Below are 15,155 nucleotides of genomic sequence, written 5' to 3'. Positions count from 1 at the left end.
GGACCACCCGGCACGCCCACGCCGGGCAGAATGACAGGGCATGACCGGCCTGCACCCGCCCGTCGAGCCGTACGCCACCCACCGGATCCCGGTCGGTGACGGCCACGTCCTGCACGTGGAGGAGGTCGGGCGGCCGGACGGCGTACCCGTGGTGTTCCTGCACGGTGGGCCCGGCGGCGGCCTGGTGCCGGTGGCCCGCCGGTTCTTCGACCCCGACCGTCACCGGGCCGTGCTGTTCGACCAGCGCGGCGCCGGCCGCAGCACCCCGCACGGCGAGGTGCGCGCCAACACCACCTGGCATCTGGTGGCCGACCTGGAGACCATCCGGCAGCGGCTGGGCATCGACTCGTGGCTGGTGTTCGGCGGGTCGTGGGGCACCACGCTCGGCCTGGCGTACGCGCAGGCGCACCCGGATCGGGTGACCGGGCTGGTCCTGCGCGGCGTGCTGCTGCTGCGGCGCAGCGAGCGGGACTGGTTCTACCAGGGCGGGCTGCGCCACCTCCAGCCCGAGGAGTGGGAGCGGTTCGTCGCGCCGATCCCGCCCGGCGAACGCGACGACGTGCTGGCCGCGTACCACAGGCGGTTGCACGGCCCGGACGAGGCGCGGGCCCGGGAGTACGCGCGGGCCTGGGGGCGGTGGGAGGCGGTCAACTCGTCGCTGCGGCCCGACCCGGAGCTGCTCGCCCACTTCACCGCCGACGACCAGGCGCTGCCCGTGGCCCGGATCCTGTCGCACTACGCGGTGCACGGCGGCTTCCTCGCCGAGGGCCAGTTGCTCGACGGCGTGGACCGGATCCGGCACCTGCCCGCCGTGATCGTCAACGGCCGCTACGACCTGTGCTGCCCGCCGGTGTCCGCGTACGACCTGGCCCGCCGGTGGCCGGAGGCGACGCTGCGGATCGTGCCGGACGCCGGGCACTCCGCCGCCGAGCCGGGTGTGACCCGGGAGGTGCTGCGCGCGCTCGACGAGGTGACCGCGAGGGTCGGCTGACCGGGCCGGTCGGACCCCCGACAGCCCGGCGGGCGAGCCTGGTCATCCGGGGGCGCCGCTGGCAAGATCGGCCGGGTGACGGGTGCGCTGTACGCGGTCAGTGACCTCCACGTGTCGTACGCGGAGAACCGCGCCGTGGTGGACGGCCTGCGGCCGGAGACGGCGGACGACTGGCTGATCGTGGCCGGTGACGTCGGCGAGGTCTTCGCCGACGTGGAGCGGACGCTGCGGCTGCTGCGCGACCGGTTCGCGCGGGTGGTGTGGGCGCCCGGCAACCACGAGCTGTGGACCCACCCCAACGACCCGGTGACGCTGCGCGGGGTGGCCCGTTACGACGCGCTGGTCGCGATGTGCCGCGAGCTGGGCGTGCTGACCCCGGAGGACGACTACCCGGTGTGGCGGGGCGAAGGCGGGCCGGTCACCGTGGCGCCGCTGTTCCTGCTCTACGACTACTCGTTCCGCGCGCCCGGCACCACCACCAAGGAGGAGTCGCTGCGCGCGGCGTACGACGCCGGTGTGGTGTGCACCGACGAGATGATGCTGCACCCCGACCCGTACCCGGACCGGGAGTCCTGGTGCGCGGCGCGGCTGGAGGTGACGCGTCGGCGGCTGGAGGCCACCGACCCGGCGCTGCCGACAGTGCTGGTCACCCACTGGCCGCTGGTGCGGCAGCCCACCGAGGTGCTCTGGTTCCCGGAGTTCGCCCAGTGGTGCGGCACCGACCGGACGGCCGACTGGCACGTGCGCCACCGCGCCGCCGTCGCGGTCTACGGCCACCTGCACATCCCCCGCACCACGCACTACGACGGGGTGCGCTTCGAGGAGGTGTCGCTGGGCTACCCGCGCGAGTGGCGGCGCCGCGGCGGCGAGCCGGCGCCCATGAAACGGATCCTCGGATGATCGGAACGCTGCTGCCGGCCGGGGCGCTGGCCGTCGAGGCGTTCGCCGACGTGCCGGACGAGACGCCGTACCCGGGCGAGGAGGACCTGGTGGCGCGCGCGGTGGCCGCGCGCCGCCAGGAGTTCGTCACCGCCCGCCGCTGCGCGCGGGAGGCGCTGGCCCGCCTCGGGTACGCCCCGGCGCCGATCCGTCCCGGCCCCCGCCGGGAGCCGGTCTGGCCGGACGGCGTGGTGGGCAGCATCACGCACTGCACCGGCTACCGGGCGGCGGCGGTGGCCCCGGCCGGGGCGCTGGCCGGGCTCGGCATCGACGCGGAGCCGCACGAGCCGCTGCCCGACGGCGTGGCGGGGATCGTCCTCACCGCGGGTGAGCCGGAGCGGCTGGCCGCGCTGCGTGACGCCGACCCGGCGACGCACTGGGACCGGCTGCTGTTCAGCGCCAAGGAGTCGGTCTACAAGGCGTGGTACCCGCTGACCGGGCGCTGGCTCGGGTTCGAGGAGGCGGAGCTGACGTTCGACCGGGCCGGCCGGTTCACCGCCCGGATCCTGGTCGACGGCACCCGCACCGACGGCGGCCCGCCGCTGGACGTCCTGGACGGCCGCTGGCTGGTCGGCGGCGGGCTGCTGCTCACCGCCGTGGCCGTGCCGCGCCGGTCCTGACCGGCGTTACCGCGATTGTTCCGGTTTGCCCGCCCTGACCTGGGGTACGGCCGAAGGGGCCTGGACATTTCGCTGTAGGAGGACAGGTCCTGATGGAATCCAGCAAGCCCACCCAGATCGTCAAGGGTGTCGTCGAAGCCGCCGTCGAGAAGGTCGGCGACGCGCTGACTCCGGACGTGCCGGGCGCTCCCGGCAGCGCGCCGCCACCGCTGGAGGAGCCGACCACGCCGCACGGGCCGCTGCCGCCCAAGGACGAGCAGGGCGCGCCGGACACCCGGACCCCGACCGGCGCCGAGACCGGCGTGCCGAAGATCGCCAAGGGGCAGCAGGGCGCGTACCTCACCACCGCCAACGGCGCCCGGCTGCGCGACACCGACCACTCGCTGAAGGCCGGTCCGCGCGGCCCGGTCCTGCTCCAGGACCACCACCTGCGGGAGAAGATCACCCACTTCGACCACGAGCGGATCCCGGAGCGGGTGGTGCACGCCCGGGGCGCGGGCGCGCACGGCACGTTCGTCGCGTACGGCACGGCCGAGGAGGTGACCCGGGCCGGGTTCCTGAAGAAGGGTCGCGAGACGCCGGTCTTCGTCCGCTTCTCCACGGTGCTGGGCTCGCGCGGGTCGGCCGACACGGTCCGCGACACCCGCGGTTTCGCCACCAAGTTCTACACCGACGAGGGCACGTTCGACCTGGTCGCCAACAACATCCCGGTGTTCTTCATCCAGGACGCGATCAAGTTCCCGGACGTCATCCACGCCGGCAAGCCGCACCCGGACCGGGAGATCCCGCAGGCGCAGAGCGCACACGACACGTTCTGGGACTTCGTCTCGCTGCACACCGAGGCGCAGCACCACACCATCTGGAACATGTCCGACCGGGGCATCCCGCGGTCCTACCGGACCATGGAGGGCTTCGGCGTGCACACGTTCCGCATGGTCGACGAGGCCGGTGCGACGGTGCTGGTCAAGTTCCACTGGAAGCCGAAGCTGGGCGTGCACTCGCTGACCTGGGAGGAGGCGCAGCTCATCGGTGGTATCGACCCGGACTACCACCGCCGCGACCTGTACGACGCGATCGAGGCCGGCGCGTACCCGGAGTGGGAGCTGGGCATCCAGGTCTTCCCGGACACGCCCGAGGAGACGTTCGCCGGGATCGACCTGCTCGACCCGACGAAGATCGTGCCGGAGGAGCTGGCGCCGGTGCAGCCGATCGGCAAGCTCACCCTGAACAAGACGCCGCGCAACTTCTTCGCCGAGACCGAGCAGGTGGCGTTCCACGTCGGGCACCTGCCGCCCGGCATCGACGTGACGAACGACCCGCTGTTGCAGGGCCGCCTCTTCTCGTACGTGGACACGCAGCTCACCCGCCTCGGCGGGCCGAACTTCACCCAGATCCCGATCAACCGGCCGCACGCCGACGTCAACGACATGCTGCGTGACGGCTTCCACCAGCACGCGGTGCACGCGGGCGTGGCGCCGTACCGGCCGAACTCGCTCGACGGCGGCAACCCGTTCCCGGCCGGCGACCGCGAGCACGCGTTCGTGGACACGCCGGTGACTGTGGCCGAGGCGCCGAAGGTACGGGCCGCGCCGGCCTCCTTCGACGACCACTACAGCCAGGTACGCCTGTTCTGGCAGAGCATGTCGCCGGTGGAGAAGGAGCACATCATCCGGGCGTACACGTTCGAGCTGGGCAAGTGCTACCACCAGGCGATCAAGGAGCGGCAGCTCCAGTGCCTGGCGAACGTCGACCCGGTGCTGTGCGAGCAGGTGGCGATCGGTCTGGGCCTGCCCGTGCCGCAGCCCACGGTGCCGCCGGCGGAGGTGCAGCCCAGCCCGGCGCTGTCCCAGGTGGGCCGGGAGTGGCCGGCCGACGGCCGGATGGTCGGCATCGTGGTCGACGCCCAGGCCGACCTGGGCGACGTGCACGAGGTACGCCGGGAGGTGTTCGCCGCCGGCATGGTGCCGCTGCTGATCGCCGCGCACGGCGGCACCGTCGACGGGCTGCCGGTGCAGCGCACGTTCGCCACCGGCCGCTCGGTCGAGCTCGACGCGGTGCTGCTGGCCGGCGCCCCGGCCCCGGCGCCGGACGCGCTGCCGGCCCGCGACGCCAAGGCCGGCGCGCCGGGCTCCCCGACCGTCGACCCGCGGGTGCTGCTGCTGGTCGAGGAGGCGTGGCGGCACGCCAAGGTGATCGGCGCCTGGGGCGCGGGCGCCGAGGTGCTGCACCAGGCCGGTGTCACAGGCACGCCGGGCGTGGTGACCGGTGGTTCCGGCACCGAGGTGCTCGGCGAGGTGCAGCGGCTGATGGCGGCGCACCGGGTCTGGGAGAGGTTCCCGGCCTCGGTCGCCTGATCCCGAGTCGCGCGTGGGGCGGTCCCGGACGGGGCCGCCCCACGCTGTGCGTACGCCACCGCTCACCGGCCGTCACTCATCGACGGTCGTCGTTGACGCCTTAGTTAATACTCTTTAATATTTGGGCCACCTCGAGGAAGACCCCCATCCGCCCCCGTCCCCCGGGAAGGCCCTCGATGCCCAGACCTCACCTCCGGCGGCGCCTCGCCGCCGGTGCGCTCGCGCTGGCCACCACCGCCGCGGCGCTCACCCTCGCCCCGACCGCCGCCGAGGCGGTGGTCCTCCCGAACAACTTCAAGAGCGTCGGCTACATGCCGTCCTGGAGCGGCAACGTCAACACCATCCAGTACGGCAAGCTCACCCACATCAACTACGCGTTCGTGCTCCCCAACGGCGACGGCAGCCTGCGCCCGGTGGAGAACCCGGGCAAGCTGTCCTCACTCGTGTCGCTCGGGCACGCCAGCAACGTCAAGGTCTCCATCGCCGTCGGCGGCTGGAACGACGGCGACGACTCCGCGTTCGAGGCGCTCGCCGCCAACTCCGGCACGCGCACCGCGTTCGTCAACAACCTGATCGCCTTCGTCAACCAGTACAACCTCGACGGCGTCGACATGGACTGGGAGTACCCCGACCCGGGCGCCTCGGCGAACAACTACACGCTGCTCATGCAGCAGCTCGGCAGCGCCCTGCACAGCCGGGGCAAGCTGCTCACCGCCGCCGTGGTCTCCGAGGGCTACTACGTCGACGGGGTGCCCACAGCCGTCTTCGGCTCGGTGGACTGGCTGAACATCATGGCGTACGACGGCGGCAGCCCGCACGCCGGCTACGACTGGTCGATCGCCAGCGTCAACAGGTGGAAGTCGCGCGGCCTGCCCGCCGCCAAGGCGGTGCTCGGCGTGCCCTTCTACAGCCGGCCCGGCTACTACACCTACTCGGCGCTGGTCGGCATGGACCCGGCCAACGCCAACCGGGACTGCACCACTGTCGGCGGCGCCCAGCAGTGCTACAACGGCGTACCGACAGTGAAGCGCAAGACGCAGTGGGCCCTGGCGAACGCCGGCGGGATGATGAACTGGGAGCTGTCGCAGGACACCACCGGTTCGACCTCGCTGGTCAGCGCGATCTACGACACCGTCACCGGCGGTGGCACGCCGCCGTCCGGGCGTACCGGGCCGATCACCGGCATCGGCGGCGCCTGCGTGGACGTGGCGGCCGCGAGCACCGCGAACGGCACCGCGATCCAGCTGTACGGCTGCAACGGCACCGCCGCGCAGAGCTGGACCGTCGCCGGTGACGGCACGCTGCGGGCGCTGGGCAAGTGCCTGGACGTGACGAGCGCCGGCACCGCGAACGGCACCAGGATCCAGCTCTGGGACTGCAACGGCACCGGCGCTCAGACCTGGCAGGCCCAGAGCAACGGCACGCTGCGCAACCCGGCGTCGGGCCGGTGCCTGGACGCCACCGGCAACAGCTCCGCCAACGGCACTCGGCTGCAGATCTGGGACTGCTTCGGCGGCGCCAACCAGGTCTGGCGGCTGCCGGCCTGATCGGGCTTCCCCGCCGGGCGGCCCGGCCCGGCGGGGACCGGCCTCACCAGCGGTTACGGGCCTCCTCGGCCCAGCCGACCAGGCCGTCCAGATCCACGCGCCCGCCGTCGTCGGTCGCGGCCCAGCCGGTGAAGTTCCCGAAGCACTGGTGCGTCTCCCCGGCCAGCACGAGCAGGTTGGTCCGCGCCACCCGCTCGTGAAACGGGTGGAACGTGACGTCCACCCGGTCGCCGGTGATCCGCCACGGCCGCAGCCAGTCGGTGCGGTCGTACGCCCAGGTCAGGTCGGCGCCGATCTTGTGCAGCCGCCCGTCGACGAAGACCGCGTTCTCGGTCGAGCCGGTGCCGTCGGTCCACTTGCCGCCGAGCTGGATCGCCCGGCCCGGTCCGCTGCCGGCCGCCCAGTTCCACCGCACCGCGTACCGCCACTTGCCGCGGCCGTGGTCGAGCGCCGCGTACGACCCCTCCCCCACCGGGTACGCCGTGCCGTCCACTGTGATCGTGCCGTGCACCGGCCGGCCGATGTCCTTGACCGTGTACTGGAACCGGCGGGTGCTCCACGGCACCACCACGCCGAGAGACTCGTGGTCGGGCGGCAGCGGCACGGTCAGGTCCACCTCGACACCTGGCGCGCTCGCCCGCACCGTACTGCCGTCCGGGCCCTGCTCCACAGCGATGGTCAGCTTCCCGCCCCGGGCGCGGACCGCACCGGTGCCGCTGACCGGCGGCAGGACCGTGCCCCGGGCCAGCGGCACCACCGCCTCCGCCGTCGTCTCCCGCCCGGTGCGCCGGTCGAGCAGGTAGAGGCTCTGCACCCCGGCGTAGTCGAGCGACGACGCGACCAGGCCGAGGATGTGCGTCGGCGTGATCACGCCCCAGTGCTCCCACCGCTTGGCCCGGCCCCAGCCGCGCAGGTTCGCCCGGTGCAGCGGCCGGCGGCTCCAGCCGACCGCGTCCGGGTTCAGCCGCCCGTCCGGCCGGCACAGGTCGACCGGCTCGGTGATCTCCCGCTCATGCGTCATCGCCGCAGGCTACCGACGGCGGCACGGGCCCGGCGGGCGGCCTGGACGGCCGTCCCGCCGGGCCGTCGCGTCAGCGGCCCTGCTTGGCGCGGCAGATCTCCACCGGCACCGCCGGGGCGCCGTCGACCGGAGCCGGGTCCTCGGGGGTGGGCGCGATGCCGCCGGCCGAGATCCGGTCCAGCGTGGCCAGCCCGGCCGCGTCGACCTGGCCGAACACGGTGTAGTTGGGACGCAGCGCCGAGTCGGCCTGCACCAGGAAGAACTGGCTGCCGTTGGTGTCCGGGCCGGCGTTGGCCATGGCGAGCGTGCCGCGCGCGTACAGGCGGCGTACGCCCGTCGGGTCGGTCGGTGCGGGCGGCAGGTCGGTGGGCAGCTCGTCGCGGTAGCGGTAGCCCGGGCCGCCCTCGCCCGTCCCGGACGGGTCGCCGCACTGGAGGACCGTGAGCGTCGGGTACGCGGTGAGCCGGTGGCAGGGCGTCCGGTCGTAGAAGCGCTTCCGGGCCAGGTGCAGGAAGCTCTGCACGGTGCACGGCGCCTGCTCGCGGTCCAGCGTCAGCCCGATCGGCCCCTGGTTGGTGCGCAGCGTGACCCGCACGGTGCCCCGGTCCGGCGTACGGCGCGGGTCCGGCGGCAGCGGCACCGGACGGGCGGCCGGCTCGTCCGGCGTCGGCGTGTACGCGCACGGCCCCTTCGTGGGCGCCGGGTCGGCGGCGGGTGCCGCGGTCGCGGCGACACCTGCGGCGGCGACGATCGTCGCGGCGGCCACGCTCACCCCGGCGAGGCGGGCCAGCAGGGGTAATGCGCCGTGCGTTCGGGTTTCGCTCGACACGGTGGTCCTCCCTGGACTCGTGGTACCAGAACGACCGGAGTCTATGGATCGGGTCACCCGATGTCGACGCGGGCGCTCCGGCGGGTCGAAAGTCGGTTGCCGCCCCGGGGCCGCCTCCGCGAGGCTGAGCGGCATGACGTTCTGACGGATCGCATCCCCGCCCGCAGGCCCTCCGCGCCGCCTGCCGTCCGCCGTCCTCCGCGTTCTCCTCCAGAAACGAGCGTCTGTGTCCGCGTACCCCTCCGGGCGGGCCGTCGTGCCCGCCACCGTCTCCGTCTTCTCCTCCCCCGGCAGCTGGATCGAGTCCGCCGCGCTCGACCAGTGCCGTCAGGTCGCCGCCCTGGACGGCATGGCGCACGTCGCCGCCATGCCCGACCTGCACCCCGGCAAGGGCGCGCCGATCGGCGCCGCGATGTCCTCGACCGTGCTCTACCCGTTCCTCGTCGGCTCCGACATCGGGTGCGGCATCGCGGTCTTCCCGATCGCACTGCGCCGGGTCGTACCCGAGCGGCTCGCGGCCCGGTTCCCCGACCTGGACCGGGCGCTCGACCCCGACCGGGACGCCGACGACCCGGCCTGGTCGGTGCTCGACGGCGACGTGCCGGCCGGTCACCTCGACAGTCTCGGCACCGTCGGGCGCGGCAACCACTTCGTCGAACTGGCCCGCGTCGGGCCGATCCTCGCGGCGGAGCACGCCGCGCGGCTCGAACTGGACGCCGGTGACCTGGTGCTCGTGGTGCACTCCGGGTCGCGCGGGCTGGGCGAACGGATCCTGCGCGAGCACACCGAGACGCACGGCGCCGGTCCCGCGCCCGACCCGGACGCCTACCTGGCCCGGCACGACGCGGCAGTGCGGTGGGGGTCGCTCAACCGGCGGCTGCTGGCCGCGCGGGTCGCGTACGCGCTCGGCGCCGAACCCACCGAACCGGTCGTCGACCAGTGTCACAACCTGGTCGAGATCCGCGACGGACGCTACCTGCACCGCAAGGGCGCGGCGCCGGGCGACGGCCGGGACGTGCTGATCGCCGGCACCCGCGGCACGCCCTCGTACCTGGTGGCGGCGCACGCCGGGCCGGACGCCGGCTACTCGGTGGCCCACGGCGCCGGGCGCAAGATGTCCCGCGCCGACGCGCTGCGCCGGGGCCGGGCCAAGCACACCGTCGAGGAACTGCGGCGCACGCCGGTCGGCTCGATCGTGGTGTGCGGCGACCGGCAACTGCTGTTCGAGGAGGCGCCCACCGCGTACAAGCGCATCGAGCAGGTCATCGGCGACCTGGTGGCGCACGACCTCGCCACACCGGTCACCACAACGGTTCCGCTGGTCACCTACAAGACGCCGGACATGGGCCGCCGCGACGAGCGCCGGAAGGGCCGCCGGTGACCGAGCTGCTGCTGTCCGCCGGACGCGGACCGGCCGAGTGCGCGTGGGCGCTGGCCCGGCTGCTGTCCCGCCTGGAGGGCGAGGCGGCCCGGCGGGGCCTGCGTACCGAGCGGGTCGAGACGGTGCCCGGCGACCGGGCCGGCACCTACCGGTCGGTGCTGGTCCGGATCACCGGCGCCGGGGCGGAGGCGTTCGCGGCCGGGTGGACCGGCACGCTCTGCTGGCAGGCGCCCAGCCCGTACCGGACGGGCCACGGCCGGAAGAACTGGTACGTCACCGCGCGGACGTGCCGGACCGACGTGGTGGTCACGCCGTTCCACGAGGCCGACGTCGAGTTCGTGCCGTGCCGCACCGGCGGGCCGGGCGGCCAGCACCGCAACAAGGCGAGCACCGCCGTCCGGGCCACGCACCGCCCGTCCGGCCGGACCGTGGTGGTGGACACCGAACGGCACCTGCACCTCAACCGCCGGATCGCGGTCGAGCTGCTGCGGCAGCGGATCGCCGCCGACGACGAGGCGGCCCGGCGCGCGGGCGTCGACGCCCGCTGGCGGGTCCACGACGAGCTCGTGCGCGGTGACCCGGTACGGGTGGAACGCCCCTGACACGGCCCGGTCCGCCGCGCGTAAGGGCCCCGGCTACCGTGGGCGCGGCGGACGGGCAGCCCGGCCCGCCGACGTACGGCGCGAGGAGGACTGATGCGGCGGAGAAGGAGCGGCCAGTACAGCGCGTACTCCGCCGACTCCGGGCAGGTCACCGACGGCGCCTGCGACATGGACCGCGTCCGGTGAACCCGCTCGTGCAGCGCTTCCGCGCCGTGGTCGCGATGTGGATCCTCGTCGGCTCGGGCGGGTTCCTGCTGGCCGGTTTCCTCGGCCTGGCTCTGCTGACCCAGACGGGTCCGTTCGCGGCCGCGGCGCTGCGCGGCGCCTCGACGAGCTGGCCCTACCGGTGACCGGGATGCGCCTGCACGTGGGCTGTGCCATGTGGACGCACAAGTCCTGGTCCGGCCGCTTCCTGCCGCACCCGCTGCCCGCACACGAGCGGCTGCGCGCGTACGCCGGGTGGTGCGACGCCGTGGAGGGCAACACCACGTTCTACGCCACCCCGGCCCGGGAGACGGTGGCGTCCTGGGCCGACCAGACCGCGCCGGGCTTCCGCTTCCTGCCGAAGCTGCCGAAGGTGGTCACCCACGAGCGCCGGCTCACCGGCGGCGAGGCCGAACTGCGGGCGTTCCTGCACGCGATGGAGCCGCTCGGCCCCCGGGCCGACGCGCTCTGGATCCAGCTGCCCGGCTCGTTCGGCCCCGGTGACGTGCCCGACCTCGACCGGTTCCTGCGCACGCTGCCCACCACCCACAGGTACGCCGTCGAGGTCCGCCACCCCGCCTTCTTCACCGAGCCCGGTGCGGTACGTGCGCTGGAGGCGACGCTGCACCGGGCCGGCGCGGAGTGGATCCCGTTCGACACCACAGCGTTCTTCCGGACGCCGCCGACGAGCGACGCCGAGCGGGAGGCGTGGACGCGCAAGCCGCGCCTGCCGCTGCGTACCCGGGCGCTGACCGACCGGCCGATCGTGCGCTACCTGGGCCGCGACGACCCGGCCCGCACGGTCGAGGGCTGGCAACCGTGGCTGGACGTGGTCACCGGCTGGCTGCGGGAGGGCCGCTCGCCGACCGTGTTCGTGCACACGCCGGACAACGCCGACGCGCCCGAGCTGGCCCGCCGCTTCCACGACCAGGTCCGCGAGCGGGTGCCCGGGCTCGCGCCGCTGCCCGAGCCGGAGCCGGTCGGCCCGGCCACGCTGTTCTGAGCGCCGGGTGGGATCGCCGCCAGCCCGCTCAGCCTGCCCGGCCGCCCTCGGGCGGGGGCAGGCGGTCGTCGTACGCGCCGGACCGTCCCGCGTACCGCTCCCCGCGCAGGAACGGCAGCGGGTTCGGGGTGCAGCCGTGCAGGCCGAGCGTCTGCTGCTGCATCACCGGCGCCGGACGTCCCCGCCCCGGGCAGCGCTCGTGCCCGTGACCCAGACGGTGGCCGACCTCGTGGTTGACCACGTACCGGCGATACGCCGCGAGGTCGCTGCCGTAGGCGGGCGCGCCGCGCACCCAGCGGGCCACGTTGACCACCACCCGGTCCCCGCTACGGCAGGACGTGTACCGGTCCGGCCCGTCCCCGCACAGGTCGTCGCGCGTACCGGGAGTGGCGAGGTAGACGGTGAAGTCGGCGGGCCCGCGGGCGCCGACGCGGCGCAGGGCGATCCGTCCGTCGGTCGTCCAGCCACCCGGGCCGGTGAGGATGCCGGTGACCTGCGCCGCGAAATCGGCCGGTGGCAGACCGGTGATGTCGCGCTCCACCGCCACCCGGTAGCGCAGCAGCCGGCCCGTACCCCCGTGGGTGGCCGGCTCGGCGGCGGCGAACCGCCACTCGTCGCCGCCGTCGGCGGGATAGCCGATCCGCGCCGGACGGGACCGGACGGGCGCCGCCGCCGACGCGGACGGCACGGCGGCGGACGGCCTGGCCGGTCCGGACGGCGCGACTGCGGGCTGATCGGCCACGGCCGGTGTGCAGCCGGCCAGCGACACCGCCAGCGCGATCACGGCGGCGCCGCCGCGTGTCCGGTCCACGGTCCTGGTCATCTCGTCTCCCCTCGGCGCCCGGTCGTGGGCACGGGGATGAGGACGGGTGACCCGTCGCGGAAGTTGGTCCGGCGGGGACTCAACCTTTTCCGCGTCCCGCACGTCCCTACCGGGGTGAGAGGTGCAGAGGACCGGCATGGCCCGGGGTGACGCGGAGTTCGTCGAGTTCGCGCGGGCGTCCTCGGCGCGGCTGACGCATGCCGCGTTCCTCATGACCGGCAACCACCACCACGCCGAGGACGCCGCCCAGACCGCGCTGGTGCGCACGTACGCGTCCTGGTCCCGGATCCGCAACGGCGACCCGTACGGCTACGCCCGGTCGGTCCTGGTGAACCACCTCGTCGACACCTGGCGGCGGCCGATCCGCGAGTACCCGAGCGACGACCTGCCGGAACGGCGCGGCGGCGACATGGCCGAGGAGGTGGCGACCCGGCGGTGGCTGGTCACCGCGCTCGGCACGCTCACCGCCCGTGAACGCGCCGTCGTCGTCCTGCGCCACTACTTCGACCTGCCGGAGGCCCAGGTGGCCCGCGAACTCGACGTGTCTGTCGGCACCGTCAAGAGCACCTCGTCGCGGGCGCTGGAGAAGCTGCGTACCGCCGGTCTGTCCGCGCCGCGACCGCAGGAGACGTGCCGGTGACCGAGATGGACGAGCTGCGCCGGGTGATGCGGGCGACCGAGCGGGCCGACGGCCTGGACATCGCGGACATCATGCGCCGGGGACGCCGGCTGCGCCGCCGCCGGCGGATCGGCGCCGGGGTCGCGGCGGCGGTGGCGACGGTCGCGGTGGCCGTCGGGGTCGGCGCCGTGGCGACGCGGCCCGGCCCGCCGGACCTCCCGGCCGGGGGGCCGGTCGCCACCGCGTCCGCCGACACTCCCCCGCCCACGCCGACCGCCGCGGCGGCCCCGACCGAGGCGCCACCGCGACCGCTCGGGACGGTCGTGGACAGCGGCATCCGGTACGGCGCCGACGAGCGCGTGTTCTTCATGGTCCCGGTCGACGTGCCGCAACTGCCGCGCGTGACGATCGGCCTGGTCGCCGGCCGCCGCGCGCCGGACGGCCGCCTGACGTCGGACTTCCTGGTGAACGACGTGTCCGGCAGCGACCGCCGGCCGGGGTTCCACGAGATCGGGTACGACCAGCAGCGGGTGCCCACCGACGCGTCGATCCCCACGTTCGGCTACTTCGTCGGTCCGGCGGCCCGCATCGTCGGGACCGTCGACGGCCGGCAGGTCGAGGCGAGGCTGGTCCGCTGGAGCGAGGACCCGGAGGTGGTGATCTTCTGGTTCGACCCGACGACCCTCACCCCGGGAACCCCCCTGGACGGCATCACCGCCCGTACCGCCCAGGGCCGCCGCTTGTAGCCCGGCCCCTCTCCCCTTCTCCCGTCTCTCCCCCGGATGATCAAGGAGTTTGCGGCCCGAAACCGCCCCGGCGAGGACACAAACTCCTTGATCACCGGCGTCAGGAGGCCGAGCCACGTGGATCTTGGTACGAGCGCGCCCTCATGAGGGCGCGCTCGTACCAAGATCTACGGCCGCTCAGGGTGTGGGGAGGCCTGACGCGTCGGAGAGGAGCGGGTGGGGCAGGGATCGGTCGTCGCCGGTGATCATGCGCTTTCTGCCCGGTCAGACGGGGCATTTCCGACATCGGCGGGGCCACAAGTGCAAGATCGCGGGGAGCGGGCGGGGGCGGAAGGGCGGGAGGGCGAGGGCGGGGCGGGAGGTGGGGCGGGTGGGTGTGAGGATCGGGGGCATGCGTGCGGTGGTGTTCGAGCAGTTCGGGGGACGGCCGGAGGTCCGGGAGGTGGACGACCCGGTGCCGGCGCCGGACGGGGTGGTCGTCCGGGTCGGCGCGACCGGCCTGTGCCGCAGCGACTGGCACGGCTGGCAGGGCCACGACCCGGACATCCGCCTGCCGCACGTGCCGGGGCACGAGTTCGCCGGTGTCGTCGTGGCCACCGGCGCGGACGTACGCGGCTGGCGGCCCGGCGACCGGGTGACAGCGCCGTTCGTCTGCGCGTGCGGGCGGTGCCCGTCCTGCCTGGCCGGCGACCAGCAGGTCTGCGAGCGGCAGACCCAGCCGGGCTTCACCGGGTGGGGCTCGTTCGCCGACCTGGTCGCGGTACGGCACGCCGACGTCAACCTGGTCCGGCTGCCGGACGAGCTGGACGAGGCGGCCGCTGCCGCGCTCGGCTGCCGGTTCGCCACCGCGTTCCGGGCCGTCGTCGCGCAGGGCCGGGTCGCGGCGGGCGAGTGGATGGCCGTGCACGGCTGCGGCGGCGTCGGCCTGTCCGCGGTCATGGTGGCGACGGCGAGCGGGGCGCGGGTGGTGGCGGTGGACGTGTCGTCCGGCGCGCTGGAGCTGGCCCGCCGCAGCGGCGCCGCGGTCTGCGTGGACGCGAGCGCGCTCGGCGGTCCCGCCGAGGTGGCCGCCGCGATCCGGGAGGCCACCGGCGGGGGCGCCCACCTGTCGCTGGACGCGCTCGGCAGTCACGCCACCTGCGTCGCGTCGATCGAGGGCCTGCGCCGGCGCGGCCGGCACGTGCAGGTCGGGCTGCTGCCCGCCGCGCAGGGCCGGCCCGCGCTGCCGATGGACCTGGTGATCGGGTACGAGCTGGAGCTGCGCGGCAGCCACGGCATGCCGGCGCACGCGTACCCGGAGATGCTGCGGCTGGTCACCGCCGGGGTGCTGCGCCCGGCCGAGCTGGTCACCCGCACCATCGACCTCGACGCCGCGCCTGACGCGCTGGCCACGATGGACCGGCCGGCCACCGCCGGGATGTGCCTGATCCGGCCCTGAGACGGGCACGGGCCGGCCCGGCGCCGGGAGACCCGGCG

Annotated in this window: 15 protein-coding genes; 12 read left to right on the top strand and 3 right to left on the bottom strand. The window is 74.5% G+C overall.

Going from position 1 to position 15,155, the window contains the following annotated elements; translation table 11 throughout:
* Nucleotides 1-40 precede the first annotated feature (40 nt).
* The 5 genes from pip to MICAU_RS10210 all read left to right on the top strand — a co-directional run bounded on the left by pip (nt 41) and on the right by MICAU_RS10210 (nt 6,451).
* Nucleotides 41-991: a prolyl aminopeptidase gene (gene pip, locus MICAU_RS10230; RefSeq protein ID WP_013285225.1), complete on the top strand. Its 951-nt coding sequence runs from the start codon at nt 41-43 to the stop codon at nt 989-991.
* 75 nt (nt 992-1,066) lie between these two features.
* Nucleotides 1,067-1,891 (top strand): metallophosphoesterase family protein, encoded by an 825-nt coding sequence (locus MICAU_RS10225; RefSeq protein ID WP_013285224.1) that lies wholly within the window; start codon nt 1,067-1,069, stop codon nt 1,889-1,891.
* A complete protein-coding gene (locus MICAU_RS10220; RefSeq protein ID WP_013285223.1) occupies nt 1,888-2,550 on the top strand; it encodes a 4'-phosphopantetheinyl transferase family protein in 663 nt (220 codons plus the stop codon). The genes MICAU_RS10225 and MICAU_RS10220 overlap by 4 nt, the downstream gene beginning before the upstream one ends.
* Before the next feature lie 92 nt (nt 2,551-2,642).
* Nucleotides 2,643-4,904, top strand: a complete 2,262-nt coding sequence (locus MICAU_RS10215) for a catalase (RefSeq protein WP_013285222.1) — start codon at nt 2,643-2,645, stop codon at nt 4,902-4,904.
* 176 nt (nt 4,905-5,080) lie between these two features.
* Nucleotides 5,081-6,451 carry a glycosyl hydrolase family 18 protein gene (locus tag MICAU_RS10210; protein ID WP_013285221.1) on the top strand — a complete coding sequence of 457 codons (1,371 nt, stop codon included), beginning with the start codon at nt 5,081-5,083 and terminating at the stop codon, nt 6,449-6,451.
* A 43-nt stretch (nt 6,452-6,494) separates the two neighbouring features.
* Here MICAU_RS10210 and MICAU_RS10205 read toward each other — a convergent pair whose 3' ends face one another.
* Entirely contained in the window at nt 6,495-7,472 is a 978-nt protein-coding gene (locus tag MICAU_RS10205) for a DUF2804 domain-containing protein (protein WP_013285220.1), read from the bottom strand.
* Between the two features lie 70 nt (nt 7,473-7,542).
* A complete protein-coding gene (locus MICAU_RS10200; protein ID WP_013285219.1) occupies nt 7,543-8,301 on the bottom strand; it encodes a peptidylprolyl isomerase in 759 nt (252 codons plus the stop codon).
* Nucleotides 8,302-8,527: 226 nt separating this feature from the next.
* Here MICAU_RS10200 and MICAU_RS10195 point away from each other — a divergent pair, with 226 nt between their 5' ends.
* The 4 genes from MICAU_RS10195 to MICAU_RS10185 all read left to right on the top strand — a co-directional run bounded on the left by MICAU_RS10195 (nt 8,528) and on the right by MICAU_RS10185 (nt 11,491).
* A complete protein-coding gene (locus MICAU_RS10195) occupies nt 8,528-9,682 on the top strand; it encodes an RNA ligase RtcB family protein (protein ID WP_013285218.1) in 1,155 nt (384 codons plus the stop codon).
* On the top strand, nt 9,679-10,284 hold the full coding sequence (prfH, locus tag MICAU_RS10190; protein WP_013285217.1) for a peptide chain release factor H: 606 nt from the start codon (nt 9,679-9,681) through the stop codon (nt 10,282-10,284). The genes MICAU_RS10195 and prfH overlap by 4 nt, the downstream gene beginning before the upstream one ends.
* A gap of 182 nt (nt 10,285-10,466) precedes the next feature.
* On the top strand, nt 10,467-10,634 hold the full coding sequence (locus MICAU_RS32665) for a hypothetical protein (protein ID WP_013285215.1): 168 nt from the start codon (nt 10,467-10,469) through the stop codon (nt 10,632-10,634).
* A 5-nt stretch (nt 10,635-10,639) separates the two neighbouring features.
* Nucleotides 10,640-11,491 (top strand): DUF72 domain-containing protein, encoded by an 852-nt coding sequence (locus MICAU_RS10185; RefSeq protein WP_013285214.1) that lies wholly within the window; start codon nt 10,640-10,642, stop codon nt 11,489-11,491.
* Between the two features lie 28 nt (nt 11,492-11,519).
* Here the strand turns inward: MICAU_RS10185 and MICAU_RS10180 are convergent, their stop codons facing one another.
* Nucleotides 11,520-12,314, bottom strand: coding sequence for a DUF3152 domain-containing protein (locus tag MICAU_RS10180; RefSeq protein ID WP_013285213.1), 795 nt, complete (start codon nt 12,312-12,314; stop codon nt 11,520-11,522).
* A gap of 136 nt (nt 12,315-12,450) precedes the next feature.
* On the opposite strand from MICAU_RS10180, the gene MICAU_RS10175 reads away from it, so the two are divergent.
* The 3 genes from MICAU_RS10175 (at nt 12,451) to MICAU_RS10165 (ending at nt 15,117) form a co-directional block, all read left to right on the top strand.
* A complete protein-coding gene (locus MICAU_RS10175) occupies nt 12,451-12,954 on the top strand; it encodes a SigE family RNA polymerase sigma factor (RefSeq protein WP_013285212.1) in 504 nt (167 codons plus the stop codon).
* A 5-nt stretch (nt 12,955-12,959) separates the two neighbouring features.
* Nucleotides 12,960-13,679, top strand: coding sequence for a hypothetical protein (locus MICAU_RS10170; RefSeq protein ID WP_244879773.1), 720 nt, complete (start codon nt 12,960-12,962; stop codon nt 13,677-13,679).
* A 391-nt stretch (nt 13,680-14,070) separates the two neighbouring features.
* Nucleotides 14,071-15,117 (top strand): zinc-dependent alcohol dehydrogenase family protein, encoded by a 1,047-nt coding sequence (locus MICAU_RS10165; RefSeq protein WP_013285210.1) that lies wholly within the window; start codon nt 14,071-14,073, stop codon nt 15,115-15,117.
* Nucleotides 15,118-15,155: the final 38 nt, after the last annotated feature.

This window comes from Micromonospora aurantiaca ATCC 27029 (assembly GCF_000145235.1).
GTDB lineage: Bacteria > Actinomycetota > Actinomycetes > Mycobacteriales > Micromonosporaceae > Micromonospora > Micromonospora aurantiaca.
The sequence above is the reverse complement of the archived record's forward strand: the minus strand, read 5'-3'. Positions and strand labels throughout refer to the sequence as shown.

Bases quoted from the DNA above. Each gene is read 5' to 3' on its own strand.
- pip (WP_013285225.1), top strand. From the start codon at position 41: ATGACCGGCCTGCACCCGCCCGTCGAGCCGTACGCCACCCACCGGATC.
- MICAU_RS10220 (WP_013285223.1), top strand. From the start codon at position 1,888: ATGATCGGAACGCTGCTGCCGGCCGGGGCGCTGGCCGTCGAGGCGTTC.
- MICAU_RS10215 (WP_013285222.1), top strand. From the start codon at position 2,643: ATGGAATCCAGCAAGCCCACCCAGATCGTCAAGGGTGTCGTCGAAGCC.
- MICAU_RS10210 (WP_013285221.1), top strand. From the start codon at position 5,081: ATGCCCAGACCTCACCTCCGGCGGCGCCTCGCCGCCGGTGCGCTCGCG.
- MICAU_RS10205 (WP_013285220.1), bottom strand. From the start codon at position 7,472: ATGACGCATGAGCGGGAGATCACCGAGCCGGTCGACCTGTGCCGGCCG.
- MICAU_RS10185 (WP_013285214.1), top strand. From the start codon at position 10,640: ATGCGCCTGCACGTGGGCTGTGCCATGTGGACGCACAAGTCCTGGTCC.
- MICAU_RS10180 (WP_013285213.1), bottom strand. From the start codon at position 12,314: ATGACCAGGACCGTGGACCGGACACGCGGCGGCGCCGCCGTGATCGCG.
- MICAU_RS10175 (WP_013285212.1), top strand. From the start codon at position 12,451: ATGGCCCGGGGTGACGCGGAGTTCGTCGAGTTCGCGCGGGCGTCCTCG.
- MICAU_RS10170 (WP_244879773.1), top strand. From the start codon at position 12,960: ATGGACGAGCTGCGCCGGGTGATGCGGGCGACCGAGCGGGCCGACGGC.
- MICAU_RS10165 (WP_013285210.1), top strand. From the start codon at position 14,071: ATGCGTGCGGTGGTGTTCGAGCAGTTCGGGGGACGGCCGGAGGTCCGG.